This is a genomic window from Variovorax sp. BGA-UO-ETr-C22, assembly GCF_059567965.1.
This window is the reverse complement of record NZ_JCAQPA010000010.1, coordinates 1,232,385-1,254,800: the sequence shown is the minus strand read 5'-3', so window position 1 is coordinate 1,254,800 and position 22,416 is coordinate 1,232,385. Positions and strand designations below refer to the sequence as shown.

Below are 22,416 nucleotides of genomic sequence, written 5' to 3'. Positions count from 1 at the left end.
ATGCCCATCGATTTCCGCCGCTCGTGGAGCGACGAAGAACTGGAGCTGTACCGCGACAACGTGGTGCGTTTCGTCGAGACCGAAGTCGTGCCGCACGACGAAGAGGCGCGCAAGCGCGGCCATGTCGGCCACGAGGTGTGGCGCAAGGCCGGCGCGCTCGGCCTGCTGTGCTCCGACATTCCCGAGGCCTACGGCGGCGCGGGCGGCGACTTCCGCCACGAGGCCGTGTTCTACGAAGAGAAGGCGCGCCGCGCGCTCAGCGGCATGGCCAGCTCGGTGCACACCATCGTGGCGCATTACTTCCTGAACCACGGCACCGAGGAACAGAAGCAACGCTACCTGCCGCGCATGGCGCGTGGCGAGCTGGTCGGCGCCATCGCCATGACCGAGCCCGGCGCCGGCTCCGACCTGCAGGGCGTGCGCACGCGCGCCGAGAAGCAGCCCGACGGCAGCTACCGCATCCGCGGCTCCAAGACCTTCATCACCAACGGCTTCCTTGCGGGCGTGGTGCTGGTCGTGGCCAAGACCGACCCGACGCAGGGCGCCAAGGGCACCTCGATCCTCATCGTGGAGACCGAGGGCTGCGAGGGCTACCGCGTGGGCCGCGTGCTCGACAAGATCGGCATGAAGGCGCAGGACACCTCCGAACTCTTCTTCGACGACGTGCACGTGCCGGCCGATGCGCTGCTCGGCGGCCAGGAAGGACAGGGCTTCTTCCAGCTCATGAGCGACCTGCCGTACGAGCGCACCATCATCGGCGTGAACGCGCTGGCCACCATGGAAGGCGCCTACCAGGCCACGCTCGACTACGTGCGCGACCGCAAGGCCTTCGGCAAGCCGATCGCCGAGTTCCAGAACACCAAGTTCAAGCTGGCCGAGATCGCCACGCAGATCAAGGTCGGCCGCGCCTTCATCGACCGCTGCGTGGAAGACCTCGTGGCCGGCCGACTCGACACCGCCACCGCCTCCATGGCCAAGCTCTGGGCCTCCGAGACGCAGGGCCGCGTGGTCGACGAATGCCTGCAGCTCTTTGGCGGCTACGGCTTCATGACCGAGTACATGGTCGCGCGCATGTACGCCGACGGGCGCGTGCAGCGCATCTACGGCGGCACCAACGAGATCATGAAAGAAGTGATCTCGCGCGCGCTGTGACGGCGATGAACGAGGTGCTGCAGGTCGAGCGGCGCGGCGAGGTCGCCTGGCTCACGCTGAACCGCCCCGAGCGCCTGAACGCGCTCGACCCGGTGCTGGTGCGCGCGCTGCGCGACTACTTCGAGGGCCTCAGCGCGCGCAGCCCCGAGCGCGTGGTCGTGCTGCAGGGCGCGGGCCGCGCCTTCTGCGCCGGGCTCGACCTGAAGGAACAGGTGGGCGGCGAAGACCTCGGCGTGGCCGACATGCTCGAACAGCAGAAGGGCATCCGCGACATCATGCTGGCCATGCGGCGCTGCCCGCAGCCCATCGTCAGCGTGGTGCAGGGCGCGGCCAGCGGCGGCGGCTTTGCGCTCGCGCTGGCGTCCGACGTGCGCCTGGCCACGCCCGACGCGCGCATGAACGCCGCCTTCATCCGCATCGGCCTGTCGGCCTGCGACGTGGGCGTGAGCTACTTCCTGCCGCGCATGGTCGGCAGCTCGGTGGCGGCCGAGTACATGCTCACCGGCCGCTTCATGGACGCGCAGCGTGCCTACGCGCTGGGCCTCGTGAGCCGCGTCGACGCGCTGCCTGCGCTGCAGGCCGAGGCGCAGGCGCTGGCCGACGACATGCTCAACGCCACGCCCGTGGCGCTGCGCCTGACCAAGGAGGCGCTCGGCATCGCCGTGGACGCCGGCAGCATGGAAGCGGTGATTGCCATGGAAGACCGCAACCAGGTGCTGTGCACCCAGACCCGCGATTTCCGCGAAGGCATGAACGCCTTCCTCGAGAAGCGCGCGCCCGTCTACACGGGGCGCTGAGCTTCATTCCGAATTCCAACGGACCGCACACAAGGATTCCCATGACCCTCGACGACCTGATGTTCAAGCCCGGCCTGCTGGCCGGCCGCCGCTACCTCGTGACCGGTGGCGGCAGCGGCCTGGGCCGCGTGATGAGCGAGGCGCTGCTGCTGCTCGGCGCCCACGTCTACATCTGCGGGCGCCGCGCGCCTGTGCTCGAAGAAACGGCCGCCGAGCTGATGCACCTGCACGGCGGGCGCGTGACGCCCAAGACCTGCGACATCCGCCACGACACGCAGATCACCGAGATGCTCGATGAAATCTGGGCCGACGGCGGCGCGCTCGACGGCCTGGTCAACAACGCCGCGGGCAACTTCGTGAGCCGCACCGAAGACCTGTCGCCGCGCGCCTTCGACGCCATCTCGAGCATCGTCTTCCGCGGCAGCTTCTGCATGACGCTCGAATGCGGCAAGCGCTGGTTGGCGGAAGGCAAGGCCGCGTCGGTGTTGTCGATCCTGACGACCTGGGTGTGGAACGGCTCGCCCTTCACCGTGCCCTCGGCCATGTCGAAAGCCGGCCTGCATGCCATGACGCAGTCGCTCGCCGTCGAGTGGGCCGGCCGCGGCATCCGCTTCAACGCCATCGCGCCGGGCCTGTTCCCCACCGAGGGCATGAGCGCGCGCCTGAACCCCGGCGGCGGCGAGCACAAGGCCGAGCGCAACCCGATGGAACGCAACGGCCGCATGCCCGAGCTGGCCAACCTCGCGGCCTACCTGCTCGGCCCGGGCTCGGAGTACGTCAACGGCCAGACCATCGCCATCGACGGCGCGCAGTTCCAGGCCACGGGCGGGAATTTCTCGCGCATGTCGCAGTGGAAGGATGAAGACTGGAAACGCGCGCGCGCGCACATCGCGGGGCGCGACGCGCAGGACAAGCGGCAGCGGCTGGCGGCCTGAAGCGCTGCAACCTAGGGAAAAACTCCAGCGACCGGATTCCAAAGTATCGGAACAAGCACCGACGAGATCACAAAGAACGACCCCTCTTTCCAGAATTTAACGACCGTTAACCGGCCCGTGCGCGATGTCTCCCCGACATGGCTTCACCGGCAGGGCGACGGTCTTTTCATTCCATTCCAAGACAGAGAGGGTTCGTTCCGTCATGACGAGATCACCGAAGTTCAAGCGCAGGGCCGTGGCCCGCGCCGCCGTGTGCGTGTGGGGTTCGATGCTGGCCACCGCGGCCGGCGCACAGGCCTATCCGGGCGACCCCGGCATGATCGGCAACCCGGCCAGCTGGCGCACGAAGGAGTTCCTGGCCGACTGGGGGCTTGGGGCGATGAAGACCGAGTACGCCTACGCGGCGGGCTTCACCGGCAAGGGCGTGAAGCTGGGCGTGATCGACTCGGGCTTCGACGTGCGCCACACGCGCGAGCTGCCGCTCACGCGCTTCACGGCGCTGGTGACGGCGACGTCCAACGGGGCGTACAGCGAGTTCGCGGCGGATGGGTCCGTGCTCAACGGCAAGGACGTGGGTTACGGTTTCCACGGCACCCACGTGTCCGGCACCGTGGGCGCCAGCCGCGACGGGCAGGACATCAAGAACAACATGCACGGCGTGGCATTCAATGCCAACGTGTTCGTGGGCAACACCAATGCGCCCGACGCGCTGAAGTCGAGTGCCGGGTTGAGTCCGGACAGCTACCGCCACGCCACCACCGAGAACTTCCGCAATCTCTACCAGGGCATGCGCGACGCCGGCGTGCGGGTCATCAACAACAGCTGGGGCAACCCCCAGCGTTCGAATTTCAGCACCACGCAGGCGGTCACCGCCGACTACGTGCAGTACCTGCGCGGGCCGTCATGGCTCGACGCCGCGATCGACGCCACGAAGCCCCAGGCCGATGGCAAGGAGGGGGTCATCCAGGTGTTCGCCGCCGACAACCAGGGCCAGGCCAATCCGGCGGCGCGCGGGGCGCTGCCGTATTTCCGGCCCGACGTGGAGGGGCATTGGCTGACAGTGACGGGCGCGATGCAAACCTGGGACAAGAAGGGCTACCAGCAGAGCGGCTCCCTCAACAAGTGCGGCATCGCCAAGTACTGGTGCGTGGCAACCCCGGGGAGCGACATCATGAGCACGGTGTTCGACGGAGCCTATGCGGCCTACGGCGGCACGTCGATGGCGGCGCCTCATGCCACGGGGGCCCTGGGCGTCATCATGGAGCGCTTTCCGTACATGACCAACGAGCAGGCGCTGCAGGTGCTGCTCACCACGGCCACCAAGCTCGACGGCACGCGCCAGGCGGCGCCCGACGAGGTGATCGGCTGGGGCCTCGTCAACCTCGAGAACGCGATGAAGGGGCCCGGCCAGCTGCTCAAGCGCACGGTCATCGACATGCCCGGCGGCACGGCCGACACGTGGCGCAACGACATCTCGGAGACGGGGCTGATCCAGCGCAAGCAGGAAGAAGCCGCCGAGATCGCGCGCCTGGGCGCGCTCGTGAAGGCGCCGGTGGCCCTGGACACCTTCAAGCCCCTGGGTGATGAGGCCGTCGTGCTGCTCAAGGCATTGCGCGAAGCCATGCTGTCGGGCGGCGACTACGCCCAGGCGCTGGCCGCCGCAAAGGCCAATCCGCTGGCGACGGGCACCGCCGAGTTTTTCGAAAGACTGCGCCAGATCTTTGGGCCGGGAACTCCCTATTGGCCCCTGCTTGGAGCGAACTTGACGATCCCTGAAGACGATATCGCCGCCGCCGTCGAAGCCAAGGCAGCGGCGATCAACGTCGAATGGGAGCGCCTGACCCACCTGCGCAGCAAGACCGACGAGGACTACCGCGGCAGCCTCGTGAAGGCCGGTGCCGGGCGGCTGGTGCTCACCGGCACCAACACCTACTCGGGCGACACGCACGTCCAGGCGGGTGAGCTCGCGCTGGGCGAGGGCGGCACCACCGGCTCCATCACCAGCCACGTGGCCATCGACGCGGGCGCCAGCTTCGCCATCGACCGAAGCGATGCCTACGACTTCACCTACAACATCACCGGCGCGGGCGACCTGCGCACCACGGGCGGCACGACCGGCGAAGGCGTCACCACACTGAGCGGCGTTAACAGCTACGCAGGCGCGACCTGGGTGCAGGGCGGCACGCTGCGTGCGGGCTCGGCCACCGGCCTGTCGAGCGCCAGCGCGTTCACGGTGGCCGGCAAGGCCAGGCTCGACCTCAACGGCTTCGACGCCACCATCGGCTCGCTGGCCGGCGTAGGCGACGTCGCCGTGGGCACCGGCACGCTGACCACCGGCGGAAACGACCGTTCGACGCAGTTCGCGGGCCGCTTCAGCGGCAGCGGCGGCCTCGTCAAGGCGGGCGCGGGCCGCTTCGAGCTCACCGGCGACTCTGGCGCCTTCACGGGCAGGACCTCGGTGGCGCAGGGCATGCTGTCGGTCAACGGCACGCTGGGCGGCGATATGGCCGTGTTGTCGGGCGGGCGCTTGCAGGGCACCGGCACGGTCGGCAGCACCACCATCGCCACCGGCGGTGTCGTGGCGCCGGGCAACTCCATCGGCACGCTGCACGTGGCCGGCAATGCACGCTTCGCGCCGGGCTCGACTTTCGAGGCCGAACTGAGCGGCACCGACGCGCAGGCCGACCGGCTCGACGTCAGCGGCCGGGCCACGCTCGAGGGCGGCACGGTGCGCGTGCTCGGCGGCTACGTTCTGGGCGCGCGCTACACGCTGCTGAACGCCGAGGGCGGCGTGAGCGGCACCTTCGCTGACTTCAGCGTGGCCAAGGACTACCTCTTCCTCTCGCCGAAGCTGGGCTACACCGCGACACAGGTCTACACGGAAGCCATGCGCAACAGCGTGTCGTTCGCGGCGGTCGCGCAGTCGGGCAACCAGCGCGCGATGGGGGCGAACCTCGATGGCGCGGCCGCATGGAGCCCGGCGCTGGCCGCCGCGCTGCAGCTGGAGAGCGTGCCGGCCGCGCGCGCGGCCTTCGACAGCCTGTCGGGCGAAGTGCATGCCTCCGCGAAGACCGCGCTCATCGAGGACAGCCGCTTCGTGCGCGAGGCGGCGCTGGAGCGCCTGCGCGCCTCGGCCGGCACGGCGGGCGCGTCCACGGCGCCGGTCAAGATCAACGACCGCGCCGGCCAGTCGCACATGGCCGCACCGACCACGGGCGAGGCCGTCTTCTGGAGCCAGGCCCTGCACTCGACCGGCCGTGCGCGCGGCGACGGCAACGCCGCACGGCTCGATCGTTCGGTCGACGGCCTGCTGATGGGCGGCGACACCCGCGTGGGCGACAACGTGCGCCTGGGCGTGACCGGCGGCTACAGCCGCAGCAAGGTCGACGTGGACGCGCGTTCGTCCTCGGGCGATGCCACCAGCTACCACCTGGGCCTGTATGGCGGCACCACGCTCGGCCCGTGGGCCCTGCGCGCCGGCGCAGCTTATGCGCGGCACGACGTGGACACCACGCGCCAGGCGCGCGTGGCGGGCCTGGCGGATTCGCTCAAGAGCAACCACGACGCATCGACCACGCAGGTCTTCGGCGAAGTGGGCTACAGCCTGGCCGCCGGCGACGTGGCGCTGGAGCCTTTCGCCAACCTCGCGCACGTCACGCTGCACACCGACGCGTTCTCGGAGCGCGGGACGTGGGCGGCGCTGCAGGCGCGCAGCGGCAGTGCGAACGTCGGCCTGTCGACGCTGGGCCTGCGCGCATCGACCGCGGTGCGCCTGGGCAGTGTCGACGCCACGCTCAAGGGCATGGTCGGCTGGCGCCGCGCCTACGGGGACCTGACGCCGTTCAGCAGCGTCGCATTGCCGGGCGCCACCGGCTTCTCGGACATCGCGGGCGTCGCTGTGGCGAAGAACGCGGCCGTGCTGCAACTCGGCCTGGACTTCGCGTTCTCGCCGCGCGCGACCTTCGGCGTGTCGTATGGCGGGCAGTTCGGCGGCAAGGCGCGCGACCAGTCGGTGAAGGCGAATCTGAACGTGTCGTTCTGACGAAAGGCGAGGGTTGGGGCCCGTCTGCCGTGTATCGGCGGGCGGGCCCTTTTTTTTGGGCTAGCGGATCACGCCCAGCTTGCGCGCAATCGCCACCGCCTCCGTGCGCCGCTTTGCGCCCAGCTTCATGTGGATGTTGCGCAGGTGCGTGCGCACCGTGCTCTCCGACACGAACAGCTTCTCGCCCATGGCGTTGTTCGAGTAGCCCTCGGCCAGGAGCTGCAGCACGCGGATCTCCTTGCGCGTGAGCGGCTCCTTGGTGGCGTCGCCCGAGGGCGCCTCGGCGTCGATCGGCGAGGGCGGCGGGCCCAGCACCTGCAGCAGCCGCTGCAGGTAGTCGGCCAGGATCGGGTCGCTGCGCAGCACGGGCGCCACGGTACCCGCTTCCTGCTGCATGGCGGCGGCATAGCGGTGCACCAGCGTGCCCACGGCCGGCCCCTCGTCGAGGATCAGCCGCACGAAGCCTTCCTGGCTCGCGGCCTGCAGCACGGCGCCGATTTCTTCGATGGCGGTGGCGAGGTCGCCCGCGCGCTGCAGCGCCAGTGCGCGCAGCACGCGCAGCTTGAGCGCGCGTCGGTTGCGGTTGGCGGCCACGGCGGCGTGCAGTTCGGCGTCGAGCACGGTGAGGGCCGCGCGCGCGTCGCCGAAGGCGATGTCCCAGCGCGCCCGCGCGAGCGCGAGGTAGTCGAGGTCGTGCGCGGGCAGGCGCTGGCGGCGCTCGCGCTCCCACAGCTCGGGGTCGTCGGCGCGCTGCAGCTCGTCGCGCGAGGCGGGGCCGTTGCCCTGCAGCAGCAGCATGTGGGCGCGCTCCAGCTTGGCGCCCGCGACCACGCGCGGCAGCTGGCGGTGGTGGCCCAGGTATTCGAGTTCGGTCAGCGCCTGGAACGCGGCGTCGATGTCGCCCGCGTGGAAGGCGATGCGCGAGCGCATGACGTGGCTCAGGATCATGTGGTCGGGCAGGCCCACGTCGCGCGCCAGCGGCAGGTACACGTTCAGCAGGTGCTCGGCCTGCACCAGCTGGTTGGTCTCGTACACGGCGCCCGCATACAGCACGCCGGCCCAGGCGTTGCCGTGGCTGTGGTTGTACGACACGGCATGCGTGGAATCGACCGCCATGCGCAGCCGTGCGGTGGCCTGGCGCAGCCGGCCTTCGGTGAGGTCGAACAGGCCCGCCAGCGACTCGGTGTACATGCGGTTGAAGGTGCTGTTGCCCTGCTCGCGCCGCGCGGCCTCGAGCAGGCGCTGCGCCTCGCGCTGGTCGCCGCGCACCGCGAGGATGTGGGCCATCGCGTTGAGCAGCACGCCCTCGGCAAAGGCCAGCCCGGTGGGCAGGCGCGCGAGGCTTTCGCGGCCGGCCTCGTAGGCGGCGTCGTGCTGGTCTTCCATGGCCAGCAGCAGCGGAATGAGCGTGTGGGCGTTGGCGCGCACCTCGGGAATGGGGCTGTCGAGGCAGCCCGACTGTTCGAGCAGCCGCATCGCGTCCCACGGGCCGTGCGTGAAGCAGGTGGCCCACAGCGCGATGAGCTGCAAAAACGGGTGCTCGCGCAACTGATGTTCAGGAATGGCCGAGAACCAGCGCGCCAGCATGCGCATGCGGCCCTGCTCGAGGAACTGCTCGGCGTAGCTGTCGAGCAGCGTGAGCGCGTGCGGATGGTCGCCGCCCTCGATGGCGTGGTCGATGGCGGGCACGGGTCGGCCGTGCGACTCGTACCAGCCCGAGGCCGCGAGGTGCAGCCGCGCGAGTTCGCCGGGCCGCTCGCGCGCCAGCTGCGCACGCAGGAAATCGGCAAAGAGGCTGTGGTAGCGCCACGCGCGCACCTCGCCGCCGGCATCGCTGCTCACGGGCGTGAGGAACAGGTTGGCGGCGGCCAGTTGCTCCAGGATGACGGCGCTGTCGCCGCGCGGGTTGAGCGCCTGGCACACCGAGGCGTCGAGCTGGCGCAGGATGCTGGTGCGCAGCAGAAAGTCGTGGATCTCGGGCGGCTGGTGCGCGAGCACGTCTTCGGCCAGGTAGTCGGCCACGGCACGGTCGGAGCCCGAGAAGCGCTCGATGAAGCCGGTCTCGATGCCGTGCCGCTCCAGCGCCATCGACGCCAGCCAGATGGCCGCCACCCAGCCTTCGGTCTTGCGATGCAGCTGCGAGAGCAGGTCGGCCGGCAGCGCCTGCGGCGGCTGCGCGGCGGCGTGCGGCGCATGCGCCTGGCGCAGGCCGATGAAGGCGCTGGTTTCTTCCAGCGAGAAGCGCAGGCGGTCGGTGTCGATCTCGATGAGCTGGCCGCGCGCGCGCAGCCGGCCCAGCCCGAGGTCGGGCAGGCTGCGCGAGCCGATCACGATCTGCCCGCGCCGCGGCAGGTGCTCCACCAGCTCGCGCACGAGGCCGAGCACGGCGGGCTCCTGCACCACTTCGAAGTCGTCCAGGAAGAGCGTGAAAGGCGAGTCGTGCGCGGCCAGCGCGGCCACGGCGTCGAAGGGCGCGTGGCTTGCGGGCTCGTCCACGCCGATGCGCTGCACGGCCTCGGCCAGGCAGTTGAGAAAGCGCGACACGTCGTTGTCGGCGCGGTCGAGCGTGAGCCAGGCGGTGGCGATGCCCTGCGCGTCCATGCGCTCGCGGATCTGCGCCATGGCGGTGGTCTTGCCGAAGCCGGCGGGCGCGCGCACCAGCACGAGCTTGACGGTGGCGGCGGCGATCTCTTCGCTGATGGCGGTGCGCGGCACCTGCGTGGCCACGAAGGCGGGCGGGTTCAGCTTGGTCTCGAGAATCCGGAGCGAGGAAGGGGGAACGGGGGCTGGTGCAGGCATCGCGAAGGGGGAGTGATTGCCTGGAAATTCCGTCGCTTCCGACGATTCCGGCAACCGATTCTGCTTCCTAAACTGGCCGCAGACAAACTGAATTCCCCTGCATCCGGTGGCCTTGCGCACCCGGGCGGCGCCCTGCCCATGACCGACGACGTTTTCATCTACGACCACGTGCGCACGCCGCGCGGCAAGGGGCGCGCCGACGGTGCGCTGCACCCCATCACGCCGGTGCAGCTGGCCACGCAGGTGCTGCAGGCGCTGCGCGAACGCCATGCGCTCGACCCCACGCAGATCGAGGACGTGGGCCTGGGCGTGGTGATGCCGGTGGGCGAGCAGGGCGCCGACATCGCGCGCGTCGCGCTGCTGTCGGCCGGCTACGGCGACAGCGTGGTGGGCTTCCAGCTCAACCGCTTCTGCACCTCGGCGCTCGACACGCTGAAGATGGGCTTCGGCCTCGTGGCCTCGGGCCAGGCCGACGCGGTGATCGGCGGCGGCGTGGAGTCGATGTCGCGCGTGACCATCGGCAGCGACGGCGGCGCGGTCTACACCGACCCGGCCGTGGGCCAGCGCTACCCCTACATCCCCAACGGCGTGGCGGCCGACCTCATGGCCATGCTCGACGGCGTGGACCGCGAGGCGGTCGATGCCTACGCCGTGGAAAGCCAGCGCCGTGCCGCCGTGGCGCAGGCCGAGGGCCGCTTCGACCGCTCGCTCGTGCCCGTGCGCGACCGGCTCGGCCGCACCGTGCTCGCGAAAGACGAGGCCAACCGCCCCGGCACCACGATGGCCGACCTCGCCAAGCTCAAGCCGGCGTTTGCCGGCGTGGCCGCGCAGGGCTACGAAGCGATCCTGCTGCAGCGCTACCCGCAGCTCTCGCACATCGCGCCGATCCACACCGGCGGCAACTCGAGCGGCATCGTCGACGGCGCCTGCGCGGTGCTGCTGGGCAACCGCGACTACGGCACGCGCAACGGATTGAAGCCGCGCGCGCGCATCGTCGGCAGCGCCTCGTGCGCCGACGAGCCGCTGCTGAGCCTGGGCGGCCCGATGCCCGCCACCGAGCGTCTGCTGGCGCGCTGCGGCCTGGGCATCGGCGACATCGACCTGTTCGAAGTGAACGAAGCCTTCTCGGTGGTGCCGATGCGCTATGCGCGCCACTTCGACATCGACCCCGCGCGCATCAACGTGAACGGCGGCGCCATCGCGCTGGGCCACCCGCTGGGCGCCACCGGCGCGATCCTCACGGGCACGCTGCTCGACGAGCTGGAGCGGCGCGACGCCCGCCTGGGCCTGGTCACGCTGTGCGCCGCGGCGGGGCAGTCGACCGCGCTGGTGATCGAGCGCGTCTGAGCAGCACGTCTTCTCTTCCATTTTTCTCTATGCCTTCCCACATCCGATTCGAGGTCGATGCCGACGGCGTCGGGCTCCTCACCCTCGACGTGCCTGAGCGGCCGATGAACGTGTTCACGCCCGGCTTCACGGCCGAACTGCGCGAGGCCGTGGCGCAGATCGCGCAGCGCGCCGACGTGCGCGGCGCGGTCATCACCTCGGGCAAGGCCAGCGGCTTCATGGCCGGGGCCGACCTGAAGGACCTCGTGGGCTTTCATGCCACGGGCGGCGGCGCGGCCGAGGCCATCGAGGCGATCGCACCCGGCGGCCGCGCGCTGCGCGAACTGGAGCGCTGCGGCAAGCCCGTGGCGGCGGCCATCAACGGCGTGGCGCTGGGCGGCGGCTTCGAGCTGGCGCTGGCCTGCCACCACCGCGTGCTGCTCGACGAGCCGCGCGCGGTGGTCGGGCTGCCCGAAGTCACGGTCGGCCTGCTGCCCGTGGGCGGTGGCACGCAGCGGCTGCCGCGCCTGATCGGCATTGCGCGCGCGCTGCCGCTGCTGCTGTCGGGCCGGCATGTGGCGCCGGCCGAGGCGCTGGCGCTGGGCATGGTCGATGCGCTCGCGCCGGCCGACCAGCTCGTGGCCGTGGCCCGTCGCTGGGTGCTCGACCACCCCGACGCCGGCCAGCAGCCGTGGGACGTGAAGGGTTTTCAGGTGCCCGGTGGCGCGGGCGCGCTCGCACCGCACGCGGGCGCGAGCTTCGGCGCCACGTTGGCGCAGGTGCGGCGCGACACGCACGACCAGCTGCCCGCGCCGCTGGCCATCCTGTCGGCGGTGTACGAAGGCACGCAGCTGCCGATGGACGCGGGCCTGGCGGTCGAGGCGCAGTGCTTCGGTCCCTTGCTGGCCGGCCCGGTGGCGCGCAACCTGATGCGCACGCTGTTCGTGAACCGGGGCGCGGCGCTGCGGCGCAAGGGCGACTTGAGTACGGTCAATGCTGCGTATGTCGAACGGCTGCGGCAGCTGTACCGAAGTGAAGGCGCGGCGCTGTTGTCGGAAGGCGTGTCGCCTGCATTGATTGCGAACGCCGCGCGGCAGGCCGGGTTGGGAGAGAGTCCGCTGGCTGCCGATGCTCCCGCGACACAGGCCACCACATCGCAGCCCGACGCACGCGCCGTCGGCGAACGCCTGCTGTCGCTGCTCGCGCTCGAAGCCGCACGTTGCCTCGAAGAAGGCGTGCTGAAGCAGCCGGTCGAAGCCGACCTCGGCGCGGTGCTTGCATTGGGCTATCCCGACTGGACCGGCGGCACGCTCTCGTACATCGAGACCGTCGGCCTCGCGGCCTTCGTCGCGCGCTGCGATGCACTCGCGCAGCGCCACGGCGAGCGCTTCAAGCCCACGGCTGCGTTGCGCCAACGCGCGCAATCGAACACGCTGTTCTATCCCGTGGAGCACGCCGCGTGAGCCCAGGCCGCGCGCAAGCGCTGCAGTCGCTGGTCGCCCAGCTGCAGCTCGAACAGCTCGAGAAGAACCTGTTTCGCGGCACCAGCACCGACATCGGCGCGCCCGCCGTCTTCGGCGGCCAGGTGCTCGGGCAGGCGCTGATGGCCGCGGCCCGCACGGTCGACGGGCATGCGGCGCATTCGCTGCACGGCTACTTCCTGCGCGCGGGGGACAAGGCCGCGCCCATCGTCTACGACGTCGACCGCATCCGCGACGGCGCGAGCTTCACGACGCGGCGCGTGGTCGCCATCCAGCATGGCGAGCCGATCTTCCACATGTCGGCCTCGTTCCACCGGCGCGAGGCGGGCGTGTCGCACCAGTGCGCGATGCCCGAGGCGCCGCCGCCCGAAGACCTCACGCCCCGCGCCGGCCCTCGAGTGCGCGTCGAAGGACCGATCGAGTTCCGCTACGTTGACCCGCGCGACCCGGTCACGGCCGGCCCGCGCCCGCCGCGCAGCCAGCTTTGGCTGCGCACCGCCGATGTGCTGCCCGACGACCCGCTGCTGCACCAGGCGATGCTGGCCTATGCCTCCGACTACAGCTTCATGGGCGTGGCGATGCAGCCGCACGGCCTGGCGTTTCAGCAACCCGGCGTGCAGGGCGTGAGCCTGGACCACGCGATGTGGTTCCACCGCGATTTCCGCTGCGACGACTGGCTGCTGTACGACGCCGACTCGCCCTCGGCCGAGCATGCGCGGGGCTTCTGCCGCGGCGCGCTGTTCGACCGCGCCGGCCGGCTCGTGGCCTCGGTCGCGCAGGAAGGGCTGATCCGGGTGCGCCGATGATCAAGCTCGTCTTCTGCCTGCGGCGCTTGCCGCACCTGGACCGCGCGCAGTTCCAGCACCACTGGCGAAATGTGCATGCACCGCTCGTCGCCGAGCGCGCCGAGGTGCTGGGGCTGCGGCGCTACGTGCAGTCGCACACGCTCGACGACGCACTCGTGCAGCCGCTGGCCGTGCCGCGCGGCAGTCCCGCGCCCTTCGACGGCGTGGCCGAGCTGTGGTGGGACAGCCTCGAAGCGCGCACCGGCGCGCGGCGCGAGGACGCCCGCCGCGCGAGTGCCGAGCTGCTGGCGGACGAACGCCGCTTCATCGACCTGGCCGCTTCGCCGATCTTCTTCACCGACGAATTCGCCGTGGTCGGCGACCCCGCCGCCGAGGCGGTGCGCGACTACCTGCAGGCGCGCGGCCGCCTGTAATCGTCGCTTCGGACGATGCCTGCGCGCAGGGCGCGTCCCTAAACTTTTTCCCACAGGCTGGCGTGTCGCCGGCCGCGAGGAGACCCCCTTTGTTCCAAGGCGAAAGTATCGAAGTCCTGCCGTTGCAGGACGGGCTGGTGGAGCTGCGCTTCGACCGGCGCGGCGAGGCCATCAACAAGCTCGACGCGCGCACCGTCGACGAGTTTCGCCAGGCCACCGAGCGCATCGCGGCCTCGCCCGATGTGCGCGGCGTGCTGGTGACGAGCGCGAAAGACGTGTTCATCGTCGGCGCTGACATCACCGAGTTCGGCGCCACCTTCCAGCAGGCCGAGGCCGACATCGCGCGCGGCGTGCGCGCCAGCAACGAGCTGTTCAACGCCTTCGAAGACCTGGCCGTGCCCAGCGTGGTCGCCATCAACGGCTTCGCACTCGGCGGCGGGCTGGAGCTGGCGATGCTCGCGCCGTTGCGCGTGATGGCCGACACGGCCCAGGTCGGCGTGCCCGAGGTGAAGCTCGGGCTGTTCCCCGGCTTCGGCGGCACGGTGCGGCTGTCGCGCCTGGCGGGCCTGGCCACGGCCATCGACTGGGTGGCGAGCGGCAGGCCGGCCAAGGCGCCGGCTGCGCTGGCCGCGGGCGTGACCGACGAGGTCGCCGCGCCCGAGGCCCTGCGAGACCGTGCGCTCGCGCTGCTGCAGCGTGCGGTGCGCGGCGAGATCGACTGGCAGGCCGCGCAGCAACGCAAGCGCGCGCCGCTGGCGCTGTCGGCCCAGGAGGCGGGCGCGCTGGTCGAGACCGCGCGCACGCAGGTGGCGGCGCGCAGCGGCAAGCACCAGCCCGCAGCCCTCATTGCGCTCGAAATGATGGCCGAGGCCGCCGGCCGCGACCGCGCGGGCGCACTCGACCTCGAATCGGCCGCCTTCGGCCGCGTCGCGAAGACGCAGGCCGCCGCCTCGCTGGTGCAGGCCTTTCTCAACGACCAGGCGCTCAAGAAGCTCTACAAGCGCCACGCGCGCGAAGGCCGTCCCGTGAAGCAGGCGGCCGTGCTCGGCGCCGGCATCATGGGCGGCGGCATCGCTTACACGAGCGCGCTGCGCGGCACGCCGGTGCGCATGAAGGACATCGCGCAGCCGCAGCTCGACCTGGGCATGGCCGAGGCCGGAAAGCAGCTCGCCAAGCAGGTCAAGAACGGCCGGCTCGCGCAGGCAAAAGCCGATGCCATCCGCGCGTCGATCGTTCCGCAGCTCGACGAGGCCGGCTTCGACACGGTGGACTGCGTGGTCGAGGCCGTGGTCGAGAGCCTCGAGGTCAAGCGCAAGGTGCTGGCCGCGCTGGAGCGCAGTGTGAAGCCCGGCACCGTGATCGCCTCGAACACCTCGAGCCTGCGCATCGACGACATCGCCCAGCCGCTCGCGCGTCCCGAGGACTTTGTCGGCATGCACTTCTTCAACCCCGTGCCGGTGATGCAGCTGGTGGAAGTGATCCAGGGCGCGAAGACGCGCGACGCCGCCGTGTCCACCGCCGTGGGCTATGCCGTGGCCATGGGCAAGACGCCCATCGTGGTGAAGGACTGCCCGGGCTTCCTGGTCAACCGCATCCTCACGCCGTACATCAACGCCTTCGTGCAGCTGGTGGCCGATGGCGCCGACTTCGAGGCGGTCGACCGCGCGATGGAAGCCTTCGGCTGGCCCATGGGTCCGGCCTACCTGCAGGACGTGGTGGGCATGGACGTGGGCGCGCACGTGGGCGACGTGATCGCCGCGGGCTACCCGCAGCGCATGCCGGCCCTCGAACGCAACGCCGTGAAGCTCATGGTGGCGAACAAGCGCTACGGCCAGAAGAACGGCGCGGGCTTCTACCGCTACGAGAACGACCCCACGGGCCGCCCGCGCAAGTCGGCCGCGCCCGAGGCGCATGCGCTGGTCGCCACGCTGCAGCCGCAAGGGCGGCGCGACTTCGCGGACACGGAGATCGTCGAACGCATGATGCTGCCGATGGTGGTCGAGGCCGCGCACGCGCTCGAAGACGGCGTGGTCGCCACGCCGGCCGAGCTCGACATGGCGCTGCTGCTCGGCGTGGGCTTTCCGGCCTACGCGGGCGGCGCGCTCAAGTACGCCGACTGGCTGGGGCTGGACCGCGTGGTCGCGCTGTGCGACAAACATGCGGCGCTCGGCGCGCCGTATGCGCCCACGGCGCGGATGCGCGAGATGGCGGCGCGCAAGTTGCGCTACTACCCGGTCTGAACGGCAGGCGTTTTCGGTTTTCTTTCTTCCTTTCTCTCTCTATCCAAGGACAACAAGAGATGCAACTCGATTCCAGCATTGCCGCCGTCGTCACGGGCGGCGCCTCGGGCCTCGGGGCCGCCACCGCGCGCCGCCTGGCCAGCCACGGCGTGAAGGTCGCGCTGTTCGACCTCAACGTGGAGCAGGGCGAGGCCCTGGCCAAGGAGCTGGGCGGCGTGTTCTGCAAGGTCGATGTCACGTCGGAAGAGCAGGTCGACGCGGCCTTTGCCAAGGCGCGCGCCGCGCACGGCCAGGAGCGCGTGCTGGTCAACTGCGCCGGCACCGGCAACGCGGTGAAGACCGCGAGCCGCGACAAGGCTTCGGGCGAGATCAAGCACTTTCCGCTCGCCAACTTCGACCGCATCATCCAGATCAACCTCGTGGGCACCTTCCGCTGCATCGCCAAGTCGGCGGCCGGCATGCTTACGCTCGATGCGCTGGAAGACGGCGAGCGCGGCGCCATCGTCAACACCGCCTCGGTCGCGGCGCAGGACGGCCAGATGGGCCAGGCCGCCTACACCGCCTCGAAGGCCGGCGTGGTCGGCATGACGCTGCCCATCGCACGCGACCTCATGGGCGAGGGCATCCGCGTGAACACCATCCTGCCGGGCATCTTCAACACGCCGCTGCTGCAGGGCGCGCCCGACAACGTGAAGGCCGCGCTGGCCGCCTCGGTGCCGTTCCCCAAGCGCCTGGGCAACCCGGCCGAGTACGCGACGCTGGCCGAGCTGATGATCACCAACGGCTACTTCAATGGCGAGAGCGTGCGGCTGGACGGCGCGATCCGGATGGCGCCGCGCTGACGCCCGGGCGAAGGGCTGTCGTCAGCCCTTCTGCGCACGCCCCCGCGCCTGCACCGCCTCGCGCCGTGCGCGCAGCACCTCGGGCGTGAGCGACGCGGCCCAGTCGCGCGTGGCGGCCTGCTCCAGCGCCATGCCTTCGGCGAAGCTGCGCGCATGGCCGTCGTCGATCAGGCGCTTGTAGACCGGCAGCATCTCGGGCAGCGCGCTCGCGATGTCGGCGGCCAACGCCAGCGCCTCGGGCATCAGCTGCTCGGGCGTCGTCACGCGGTTGACCAGCCCCCAGCGCTCGGCCTGCTCGGCACCGACGAAGTTGCCGCTGAAGGCCATCTCTTTCGCACGCGCAATGCCGATGAGCCGCGACAGCCGCTGCGACAGCCCCCAGCCCGGGATCACGCCGATGCGCGCGTGGGTGTCGGCAAAGCGCGCTTCGCTCGAGGCGATCAGCAGGTCGCAGGCCAGTGCCACCTCGAGGCCGCCCGTGATGGCCGCGCCGTTCACGGCACCGATCACCGGGCGTGGAAAGTTCGCGAGCGCGGTGGCCACGTCGGTGCCGGCGTCGCCGGTGATGGCGCCGGGGTCGATCTCGCGCAGGTCCAGGCCGGCGCAGAAGGCGCGGCCCGCGCCGGTGAGGACGAGCACGCGCACGCTGTCGTCCTGCGCGAGCGTGTCGAGCGTGCGCACCAGCGCGCGCCGCAGCGCGAGCGACAGGGCGTTCATGGCCTGCGGGCGGTTCAGCGTGAGGCAGGCGCAGCCGTCCTGTGGACGGGTGAGCAGGAGGACGTTGTCGGCGTCGTTGTCGGTTGCAGGTGTGTTCATGGCGTGTCAGTGTTGGGCGCAGGCCGGGCCGCGGCATCGTCGGAACGGACGAATCCGGCGGGTTTGTCCCGCTCACGACTCGAAACCCGCGCCCGCGTCGGCACCATGCGCCGCATTGTCTTCAATCCGTCCATCCTTGAATTTCACAGAGAAAGAAGGAGCGTCCCACCATGGACTTCAGCCTCACCCCGGCCCAGCTCGACCTGCAGGAACGAACGCGCCGCTTCATCGCCGAGGAGGTGATTCCGCTCGAATCCGACCCCCGGCAGGATTCGCACGGCCCCGCCGAGGCGCTGCGCGACGAGCTGGTGGCGCGCGCACGCCGCGCCGGCCTGCTCACGCCGCACGCGTCCAAGGAGCACGGCGGACTGGGCCTGTCGCACGTCGACAAGGCCATCGTGTTCGAGGAGGCGGGTTATTCGCCGCTAGGCCCGGTGGCGCTCAACATCCACGCGCCCGACGAAGGCAACGTGCACCTGATGGAGGTGGTGGCCACGCCGGCGCAGAAGGCGCGCTGGCTGCAGCCGCTCATCGACGGCCACGTGCGCTCGTGCTTCTGCATGACCGAGCCGCCACCCGGCGCCGGCTCCGACCCGTCGATGATGCAGACCGTGGCCGTGCGCGACGGCGACCACTACGTGATCACCGGGCGCAAGTGGTTCATCACCGGCGCCACCGGCGCGGGCTTCGCGATCATCATGGCGCGCATGGAAGACGGGTCGTCGACCATGTTCCTGGCCGACATGGACCAGCCCGAGATCGTGATCGAACGGCAGATCGACGCACTCGACAGCTGCTTCACCGGCGGCCACGGCGTGGTGCGCTTCGACGGCCTGCGCGTGCCGGCCGCCGACGTGCTCGGCGCGATCGGCGAGGGCTTTCGCTACGCGCAGGTGCGGCTGGCGCCCGCGCGCCTCACGCACTGCATGCGCTGGCTCGGCGCCGCGCGCCGCGTGCACGAGCTCGCCGCCGACTACGCCCGCCGCCGCCAGGCCTTCGGCCATGCGCTGGTGGAGCACGAGGGCGTGGGCTTCATGCTGGCCGACAACGAGATGGACCTGCACGTCTCGCGCCTGACCATCTGGCACTGCGCCTGGGTGCTCGACCAGGGCGGCAAGGGCCGCCACGAGTCGAGCGTGGCCAAGGTGCTGTGCTCGGAGGCCGAGTGGCGCGTGGTCGACCGCTCGGTGCAGATCCTCGGCGCGAGCGGCGTCTCGGACGAGACCGTGGCCGCGCGCATCTTTCGCGACATGCGGGCTTTCCGGATCTACGACGGTCCGTCGGAAGTGCACCGCTGGAGCATGGCCAAGCGCCTGGCCAAGGCCTGATTCAGGCCGCGGGGGCCGGCGTCACTCCGCCGGCTCTTCCGCTCCCCCCTGCGCATCGTCCACCCGCTGCATGTTGTCGAGCAGCTTCAGCAGGTAGTGCAGGGTGTGCGTGACGTCGTTCACCGAGAACCCGTCCAGCACCTGCTCGTAGTAGGCGTAGATCTTCGGCTGCGCTTCCACCTTCCACACGTGTTGCCCCGACCCGGTCATCGTGACCAGCCGTGACCGCCGGTCGCGGCTGTCGGGCGCGGTCGTCACGTGCCCGTCGCGCTCCATGCGGCTGACCAGGCCCGACAGGTTCTGGCGGCTGACCTTCAGGTAGCGCGCCAGGTCCCCCACGCTCATTCCCCCCTCGGCCTCGTCGCGCGACAGCGCGCCGAGCACGGCCCATTGCTGCGTCGTCAGGCCCTCGGCCTCGACCGCGCGGCTGCCGGTTTTATGCAACATGTTTGCGCATTGATAGAGGCGGAAGAACACCCGATTGGCCAGCGCCATGCGTGCTGCGTCGGTGTTTTCGCTAGTGTTTGGCATGTTTTTTCTTTCGGAAAGGCTTGCGCGACGCCACGGCAGCATCTCATAATACGTCAACGTATTTACGTAAATGCCTCAAAAGTGGCGCCCAACGGCCCAACGATATAGCAAGCCCTCGCACCCCAGGAGAACCAGATGCAGCGATTTCAGGACAAGACAGTGATCGTCACCGGCGGCGGTGGCGGCATCGGCGGCGCCACCAGCCGCCGTTTCGCCCAGGACGGCGCCCGCGTGGCGGTGTTCGACATGAACCTCGAGGCCGCCGAAGCGGTGGCCGCGCAGATCCGCGCCGACGGCGGCCAGGCGCAGGCCTTCCGCTGCGACATCACCGACCGCCCCGGCGTCGACGCGGCCGTGGCCGCCGTGGTGGCGCGCTTCGGCCCGGTCGACGTGCTGGTCAACAACGCCGGCTGGGACGTGTTCAAGCCCTTCACCAAGACCGAGCCCGCGCAGTGGGACAAGCTCATCGCCATCAACCTCACCGGCGCGCTGCACATGCACCACGCCGTGCTGCCCGGCATGGCCGCGCGCAAGGCGGGGCGCATCGTCAACATCGCCTCCGACGCGGCGCGCGTGGGCTCCTCGGGCGAGGCGGTGTACGCGGCCTGCAAGGGCGGGCTGGTGGCGTTCTCCAAGACCATCGCCCGCGAGCACGCGCGCCACGGCATCACCGTGAACGTGGTGTGCCCCGGCCCCACCGACACCGCGCTCTTCGCCGAATACAAGGAAGGCGCGGGCAACCCAGAGAAGCTCATGGAGGCCTTCACGCGCTCCATTCCGCTGGGCCGCATCGGCCAGCCGAACGACCTGCCGGGCGCCATTCTTTTCTTCGCCAGCGACGACGCGGCCTTCGTGACCGGGCAGGTGCTCAGCGTCTCGGGTGGCCTGACGATGAACGGCTGACCCCCCACACACCCGACACCTTTCAGGAGACCCCCATGGCATCCCCCGACTTCGAAGACATCCTCTACGACGTGCGCAACGGCGTGGCGTGGATCACCATCAACCGCCCCGAGAAGATGAACGCCTTCCGCGGCCAGACCTGCGACGAGATCATCCGCGCGCTCAACCGCGCGGGCTACGACCGCGGCGTGGGCGCCATCGTGCTGGCCGGCGCCGGCGAGAAGGCCTTCTGCACCGGCGGCGACCAGTCGGCCCACAACGGCAACTACGACGGGCGCGGCACCATCGGCCTGCCGATGGAAGAGCTGCACGACGCCATCCGCAACGTGCCCAAGCCCGTCATCGCGCGCGTGCAGGGCTTTGCCATCGGCGGCGGCAACGTGCTGTGCACCATCTGCGACCTGACCATCGCCTCCGAGAAAGCCGTGTTCGGCCAGGTCGGCCCGAAGATGGGCTCGGTCGATCCGGGCTACGGCACCGCCTTCCTGGCCCGCGTGGTCGGCGAGAAGAAGGCGCGCGAGATCTGGTACCTGAACCGCCGCTACAGCGGCGCCGAGGCCGTGGCCATGGGCCTGGCCAACGCCGTGGTGCCGCACGAGCAGCTCGACGCCGAGGTGCAGAAGTGGGCCGAGGAAATCTGCGAGCGCAGCCCCACCGCGCTGGCCATCGCCAAGCGCAGCTTCAACGCCGACACGGCGCACCAGGCCGGCATCGCGGGCCTGGGCATGTACGCGCTCAAGCTGTACTACGACACCGAAGAGTCGCGCGAGGGCGTCGCGGCCCTGCAGGAACGGCGCAAGCCCGAGTTCCGCAAGTACGCCAAGTAGCCGCAGCAGGACCACCGCGATGAACCCGTACATCGACGACGACCTGGCGACGCTGGCCGAGCATGCGCGCCGCTTCGCCACCGGGCGCGTGGCGCCCGGCTTCCTGGAGCGCGACGCCACGCGCGTGCTCGACCGCGCGCTGATGCGCGAGATGGGCGAGATGGGCTTCATCGCGCCCGAGCTGCCCGAGGCCCACGGCGGCCAGGGCCTGGGCTGCCTGGCGGCCGGCGTGATCCACGAAGAGATCGCCCGCGCCGACCTGAGCCTGAGCTACATCAACCTGCTGGCCTCGCTCAACGGGCAGATCCTGTGCGAGCACGGCCGGCCCGAGGTGGTGGCGCCGTGGCTGGCCAAGCTCACGCAGGGCGAGGCGCTGTTCGCCATTGCGCTGACCGAGCCGCGCGGCGGCTCCGACGCCGCCAACCTGCGCCTGCGCGTGGAGCGCGTGGGCGATCACTACGTGCTCAACGGCGAGAAGACCTCCATCTCGGCCGCCGACCAGGCCGACGCGGCCGTGGTGTTCGGGCGCACCGGCAGCATCGAGTCGGCGGCCCACGGCGTGACCGCGCTGCTGGTGCCGATGGACCTGCCCGGTGTCACGCGCAACCGCTTCGACTGCCACGGCCAGCGCGCCATCGGGCGCGGCTCGCTGTTCTTCGAGAACGTGCGCGTGCCCGTCGACCACCGGCTGGGCGAAGAAAACAAGGGCTTCGTGCAGGTCATGCAGGGCTTCGATTTCTCGCGCGCGCTCATCGGGCTGCAGGTGCTGGCCGTGGCGCGCGTGGCGCTGGAAGAAACCTGGGAGTACGTCGCGCAGCGCGAAGCCTTCGGCAAGCCGCTGTCGGCGTTCCAGGGCGTGTCGCATCCGCTGGCCGACTTCGACACGCAGATCGAGGCCGCGCGCCTGCTGTGCCTGCAGACCCTGTGGCTCAAGGACAAGGGCGCGCCGCACACCGCCGAGGCCGCCATGTGCAAGTGGTGGGGCCCCAAGCTGGCCTACGACGCCATCCACCAGTGCCTGCTGATGTTCGGCCACGGCGGCTACGACCGCGGGCCGATGGAGCAGCGCCTGCGCGACGTGCTGGGCTTCCAGATCGGCGACGGCACGGCCCAGATCATGAAGACCATCGTCGCCCGCACGCGCGCCGGGCGCTCGGCGGTGCCGGCGTAGTCGGCGG

At 70.6% G+C, this 22,416-nt stretch carries 17 protein-coding genes; 14 read left to right on the top strand and 3 right to left on the bottom strand.

The window, feature by feature from the left end; genetic code table 11:
- The 4 genes from AC57B8_RS19230 to AC57B8_RS19215 all read left to right on the top strand — a co-directional run bounded on the left by AC57B8_RS19230 (nt 1) and on the right by AC57B8_RS19215 (nt 6,926).
- On the top strand, nt 1-1,152 hold the full coding sequence (locus AC57B8_RS19230) for an acyl-CoA dehydrogenase family protein (RefSeq protein ID WP_095947975.1): 1,152 nt from the start codon (nt 1-3) through the stop codon (nt 1,150-1,152).
- Between the two features lie 5 nt (nt 1,153-1,157).
- Entirely contained in the window at nt 1,158-1,949 is a 792-nt protein-coding gene (locus AC57B8_RS19225; RefSeq protein ID WP_496480446.1) for an enoyl-CoA hydratase/isomerase family protein, read from the top strand.
- Nucleotides 1,950-1,990: 41 nt separating this feature from the next.
- Nucleotides 1,991-2,884: an SDR family oxidoreductase gene (locus AC57B8_RS19220; RefSeq protein WP_496480445.1), complete on the top strand. Its 894-nt coding sequence runs from the start codon at nt 1,991-1,993 to the stop codon at nt 2,882-2,884.
- A 202-nt stretch (nt 2,885-3,086) separates the two neighbouring features.
- Complete coding sequence (locus tag AC57B8_RS19215; protein ID WP_496480444.1) at nt 3,087-6,926, top strand: autotransporter domain-containing protein; 3,840 nt, start codon at nt 3,087-3,089, stop codon at nt 6,924-6,926.
- A 60-nt stretch (nt 6,927-6,986) separates the two neighbouring features.
- On the opposite strand, the gene AC57B8_RS19210 is transcribed toward AC57B8_RS19215, so the two are convergent.
- Complete coding sequence (locus AC57B8_RS19210; RefSeq protein ID WP_496480443.1) at nt 6,987-9,725, bottom strand: winged helix-turn-helix domain-containing protein; 2,739 nt, start codon at nt 9,723-9,725, stop codon at nt 6,987-6,989.
- Nucleotides 9,726-9,863: 138 nt separating this feature from the next.
- Here AC57B8_RS19210 and AC57B8_RS19205 point away from each other — a divergent pair, with 138 nt between their 5' ends.
- The 6 genes from AC57B8_RS19205 (at nt 9,864) to AC57B8_RS19180 (ending at nt 16,833) form a co-directional block, all read left to right on the top strand.
- Nucleotides 9,864-11,072 (top strand): acetyl-CoA C-acetyltransferase, encoded by a 1,209-nt coding sequence (locus tag AC57B8_RS19205; protein WP_496480442.1) that lies wholly within the window; start codon nt 9,864-9,866, stop codon nt 11,070-11,072.
- Between the two features lie 29 nt (nt 11,073-11,101).
- Nucleotides 11,102-12,514 (top strand): enoyl-CoA hydratase-related protein, encoded by a 1,413-nt coding sequence (locus tag AC57B8_RS19200; protein ID WP_496480441.1) that lies wholly within the window; start codon nt 11,102-11,104, stop codon nt 12,512-12,514.
- On the top strand, nt 12,511-13,338 hold the full coding sequence (locus tag AC57B8_RS19195; protein WP_095746846.1) for an acyl-CoA thioesterase: 828 nt from the start codon (nt 12,511-12,513) through the stop codon (nt 13,336-13,338). The genes AC57B8_RS19200 and AC57B8_RS19195 overlap by 4 nt, the downstream gene beginning before the upstream one ends.
- Nucleotides 13,335-13,751, top strand: coding sequence for an EthD domain-containing protein (locus AC57B8_RS19190; protein ID WP_095746845.1), 417 nt, complete (start codon nt 13,335-13,337; stop codon nt 13,749-13,751). The genes AC57B8_RS19195 and AC57B8_RS19190 overlap by 4 nt, the downstream gene beginning before the upstream one ends.
- An 89-nt stretch (nt 13,752-13,840) precedes the next feature.
- Complete coding sequence (fadB, locus tag AC57B8_RS19185) at nt 13,841-15,991, top strand: fatty acid oxidation complex subunit alpha FadB (protein WP_496480440.1); 2,151 nt, start codon at nt 13,841-13,843, stop codon at nt 15,989-15,991.
- Between the two features lie 59 nt (nt 15,992-16,050).
- Nucleotides 16,051-16,833, top strand: coding sequence for an SDR family NAD(P)-dependent oxidoreductase (locus tag AC57B8_RS19180; protein WP_062478161.1), 783 nt, complete (start codon nt 16,051-16,053; stop codon nt 16,831-16,833).
- 21 nt (nt 16,834-16,854) lie between these two features.
- Here AC57B8_RS19180 and AC57B8_RS19175 read toward each other — a convergent pair whose 3' ends face one another.
- Nucleotides 16,855-17,649: an enoyl-CoA hydratase gene (locus AC57B8_RS19175; RefSeq protein WP_095746843.1), complete on the bottom strand. Its 795-nt coding sequence runs from the start codon at nt 17,647-17,649 to the stop codon at nt 16,855-16,857.
- A 170-nt stretch (nt 17,650-17,819) separates the two neighbouring features.
- Here AC57B8_RS19175 and AC57B8_RS19170 point away from each other — a divergent pair, with 170 nt between their 5' ends.
- Nucleotides 17,820-18,977: an acyl-CoA dehydrogenase family protein gene (locus AC57B8_RS19170; protein ID WP_095746842.1), complete on the top strand. Its 1,158-nt coding sequence runs from the start codon at nt 17,820-17,822 to the stop codon at nt 18,975-18,977.
- A 21-nt stretch (nt 18,978-18,998) separates the two neighbouring features.
- On the opposite strand, the gene AC57B8_RS19165 is transcribed toward AC57B8_RS19170, so the two are convergent.
- The gene (locus AC57B8_RS19165) at nt 18,999-19,508 is read right to left on the bottom strand and encodes a MarR family winged helix-turn-helix transcriptional regulator (protein ID WP_139704429.1); all 510 of its coding nucleotides are present in this window, start codon (nt 19,506-19,508) and stop codon (nt 18,999-19,001) included.
- Between the two features lie 135 nt (nt 19,509-19,643).
- Here AC57B8_RS19165 and badH point away from each other — a divergent pair, with 135 nt between their 5' ends.
- The 3 genes from badH to aliB are packed head-to-tail and all read left to right on the top strand — an operon-like array spanning nt 19,644 to nt 22,409.
- Complete coding sequence (gene badH, locus AC57B8_RS19160; protein ID WP_095746840.1) at nt 19,644-20,411, top strand: 2-hydroxycyclohexanecarboxyl-CoA dehydrogenase; 768 nt, start codon at nt 19,644-19,646, stop codon at nt 20,409-20,411.
- A gap of 35 nt (nt 20,412-20,446) precedes the next feature.
- Nucleotides 20,447-21,238, top strand: coding sequence for a 2-ketocyclohexanecarboxyl-CoA hydrolase (badI, locus tag AC57B8_RS19155; RefSeq protein ID WP_095947987.1), 792 nt, complete (start codon nt 20,447-20,449; stop codon nt 21,236-21,238).
- Between the two features lie 19 nt (nt 21,239-21,257).
- Nucleotides 21,258-22,409, top strand: a complete 1,152-nt coding sequence (gene aliB / locus AC57B8_RS19150; protein ID WP_095746838.1) for a cyclohexanecarboxyl-CoA dehydrogenase — start codon at nt 21,258-21,260, stop codon at nt 22,407-22,409.
- Nucleotides 22,410-22,416 lie beyond the last annotated feature (7 nt).

What these genes read in the sequence shown, in the direction of transcription:
- AC57B8_RS19230 (WP_095947975.1), top strand. Translation starts at nt 1, where the DNA reads ATGCCCATCGATTTCCGCCGCTCGTGGAGCGACGAAGAACTGGAGCTG.
- AC57B8_RS19225 (WP_496480446.1), top strand. Translation starts at nt 1,158, where the DNA reads ATGAACGAGGTGCTGCAGGTCGAGCGGCGCGGCGAGGTCGCCTGGCTC.
- AC57B8_RS19220 (WP_496480445.1), top strand. Translation starts at nt 1,991, where the DNA reads ATGACCCTCGACGACCTGATGTTCAAGCCCGGCCTGCTGGCCGGCCGC.
- AC57B8_RS19215 (WP_496480444.1), top strand. Translation starts at nt 3,087, where the DNA reads ATGACGAGATCACCGAAGTTCAAGCGCAGGGCCGTGGCCCGCGCCGCC.
- AC57B8_RS19210 (WP_496480443.1), bottom strand. Translation starts at nt 9,725, where the DNA reads ATGCCTGCACCAGCCCCCGTTCCCCCTTCCTCGCTCCGGATTCTCGAG.
- AC57B8_RS19205 (WP_496480442.1), top strand. Translation starts at nt 9,864, where the DNA reads ATGACCGACGACGTTTTCATCTACGACCACGTGCGCACGCCGCGCGGC.
- AC57B8_RS19200 (WP_496480441.1), top strand. Translation starts at nt 11,102, where the DNA reads ATGCCTTCCCACATCCGATTCGAGGTCGATGCCGACGGCGTCGGGCTC.
- AC57B8_RS19190 (WP_095746845.1), top strand. Translation starts at nt 13,335, where the DNA reads ATGATCAAGCTCGTCTTCTGCCTGCGGCGCTTGCCGCACCTGGACCGC.
- AC57B8_RS19180 (WP_062478161.1), top strand. Translation starts at nt 16,051, where the DNA reads ATGCAACTCGATTCCAGCATTGCCGCCGTCGTCACGGGCGGCGCCTCG.
- AC57B8_RS19175 (WP_095746843.1), bottom strand. Translation starts at nt 17,649, where the DNA reads ATGAACACACCTGCAACCGACAACGACGCCGACAACGTCCTCCTGCTC.
- AC57B8_RS19170 (WP_095746842.1), top strand. Translation starts at nt 17,820, where the DNA reads ATGGACTTCAGCCTCACCCCGGCCCAGCTCGACCTGCAGGAACGAACG.
- AC57B8_RS19165 (WP_139704429.1), bottom strand. Translation starts at nt 19,508, where the DNA reads ATGCCAAACACTAGCGAAAACACCGACGCAGCACGCATGGCGCTGGCC.
- badH (WP_095746840.1), top strand. Translation starts at nt 19,644, where the DNA reads ATGCAGCGATTTCAGGACAAGACAGTGATCGTCACCGGCGGCGGTGGC.
- badI (WP_095947987.1), top strand. Translation starts at nt 20,447, where the DNA reads ATGGCATCCCCCGACTTCGAAGACATCCTCTACGACGTGCGCAACGGC.
- aliB (WP_095746838.1), top strand. Translation starts at nt 21,258, where the DNA reads ATGAACCCGTACATCGACGACGACCTGGCGACGCTGGCCGAGCATGCG.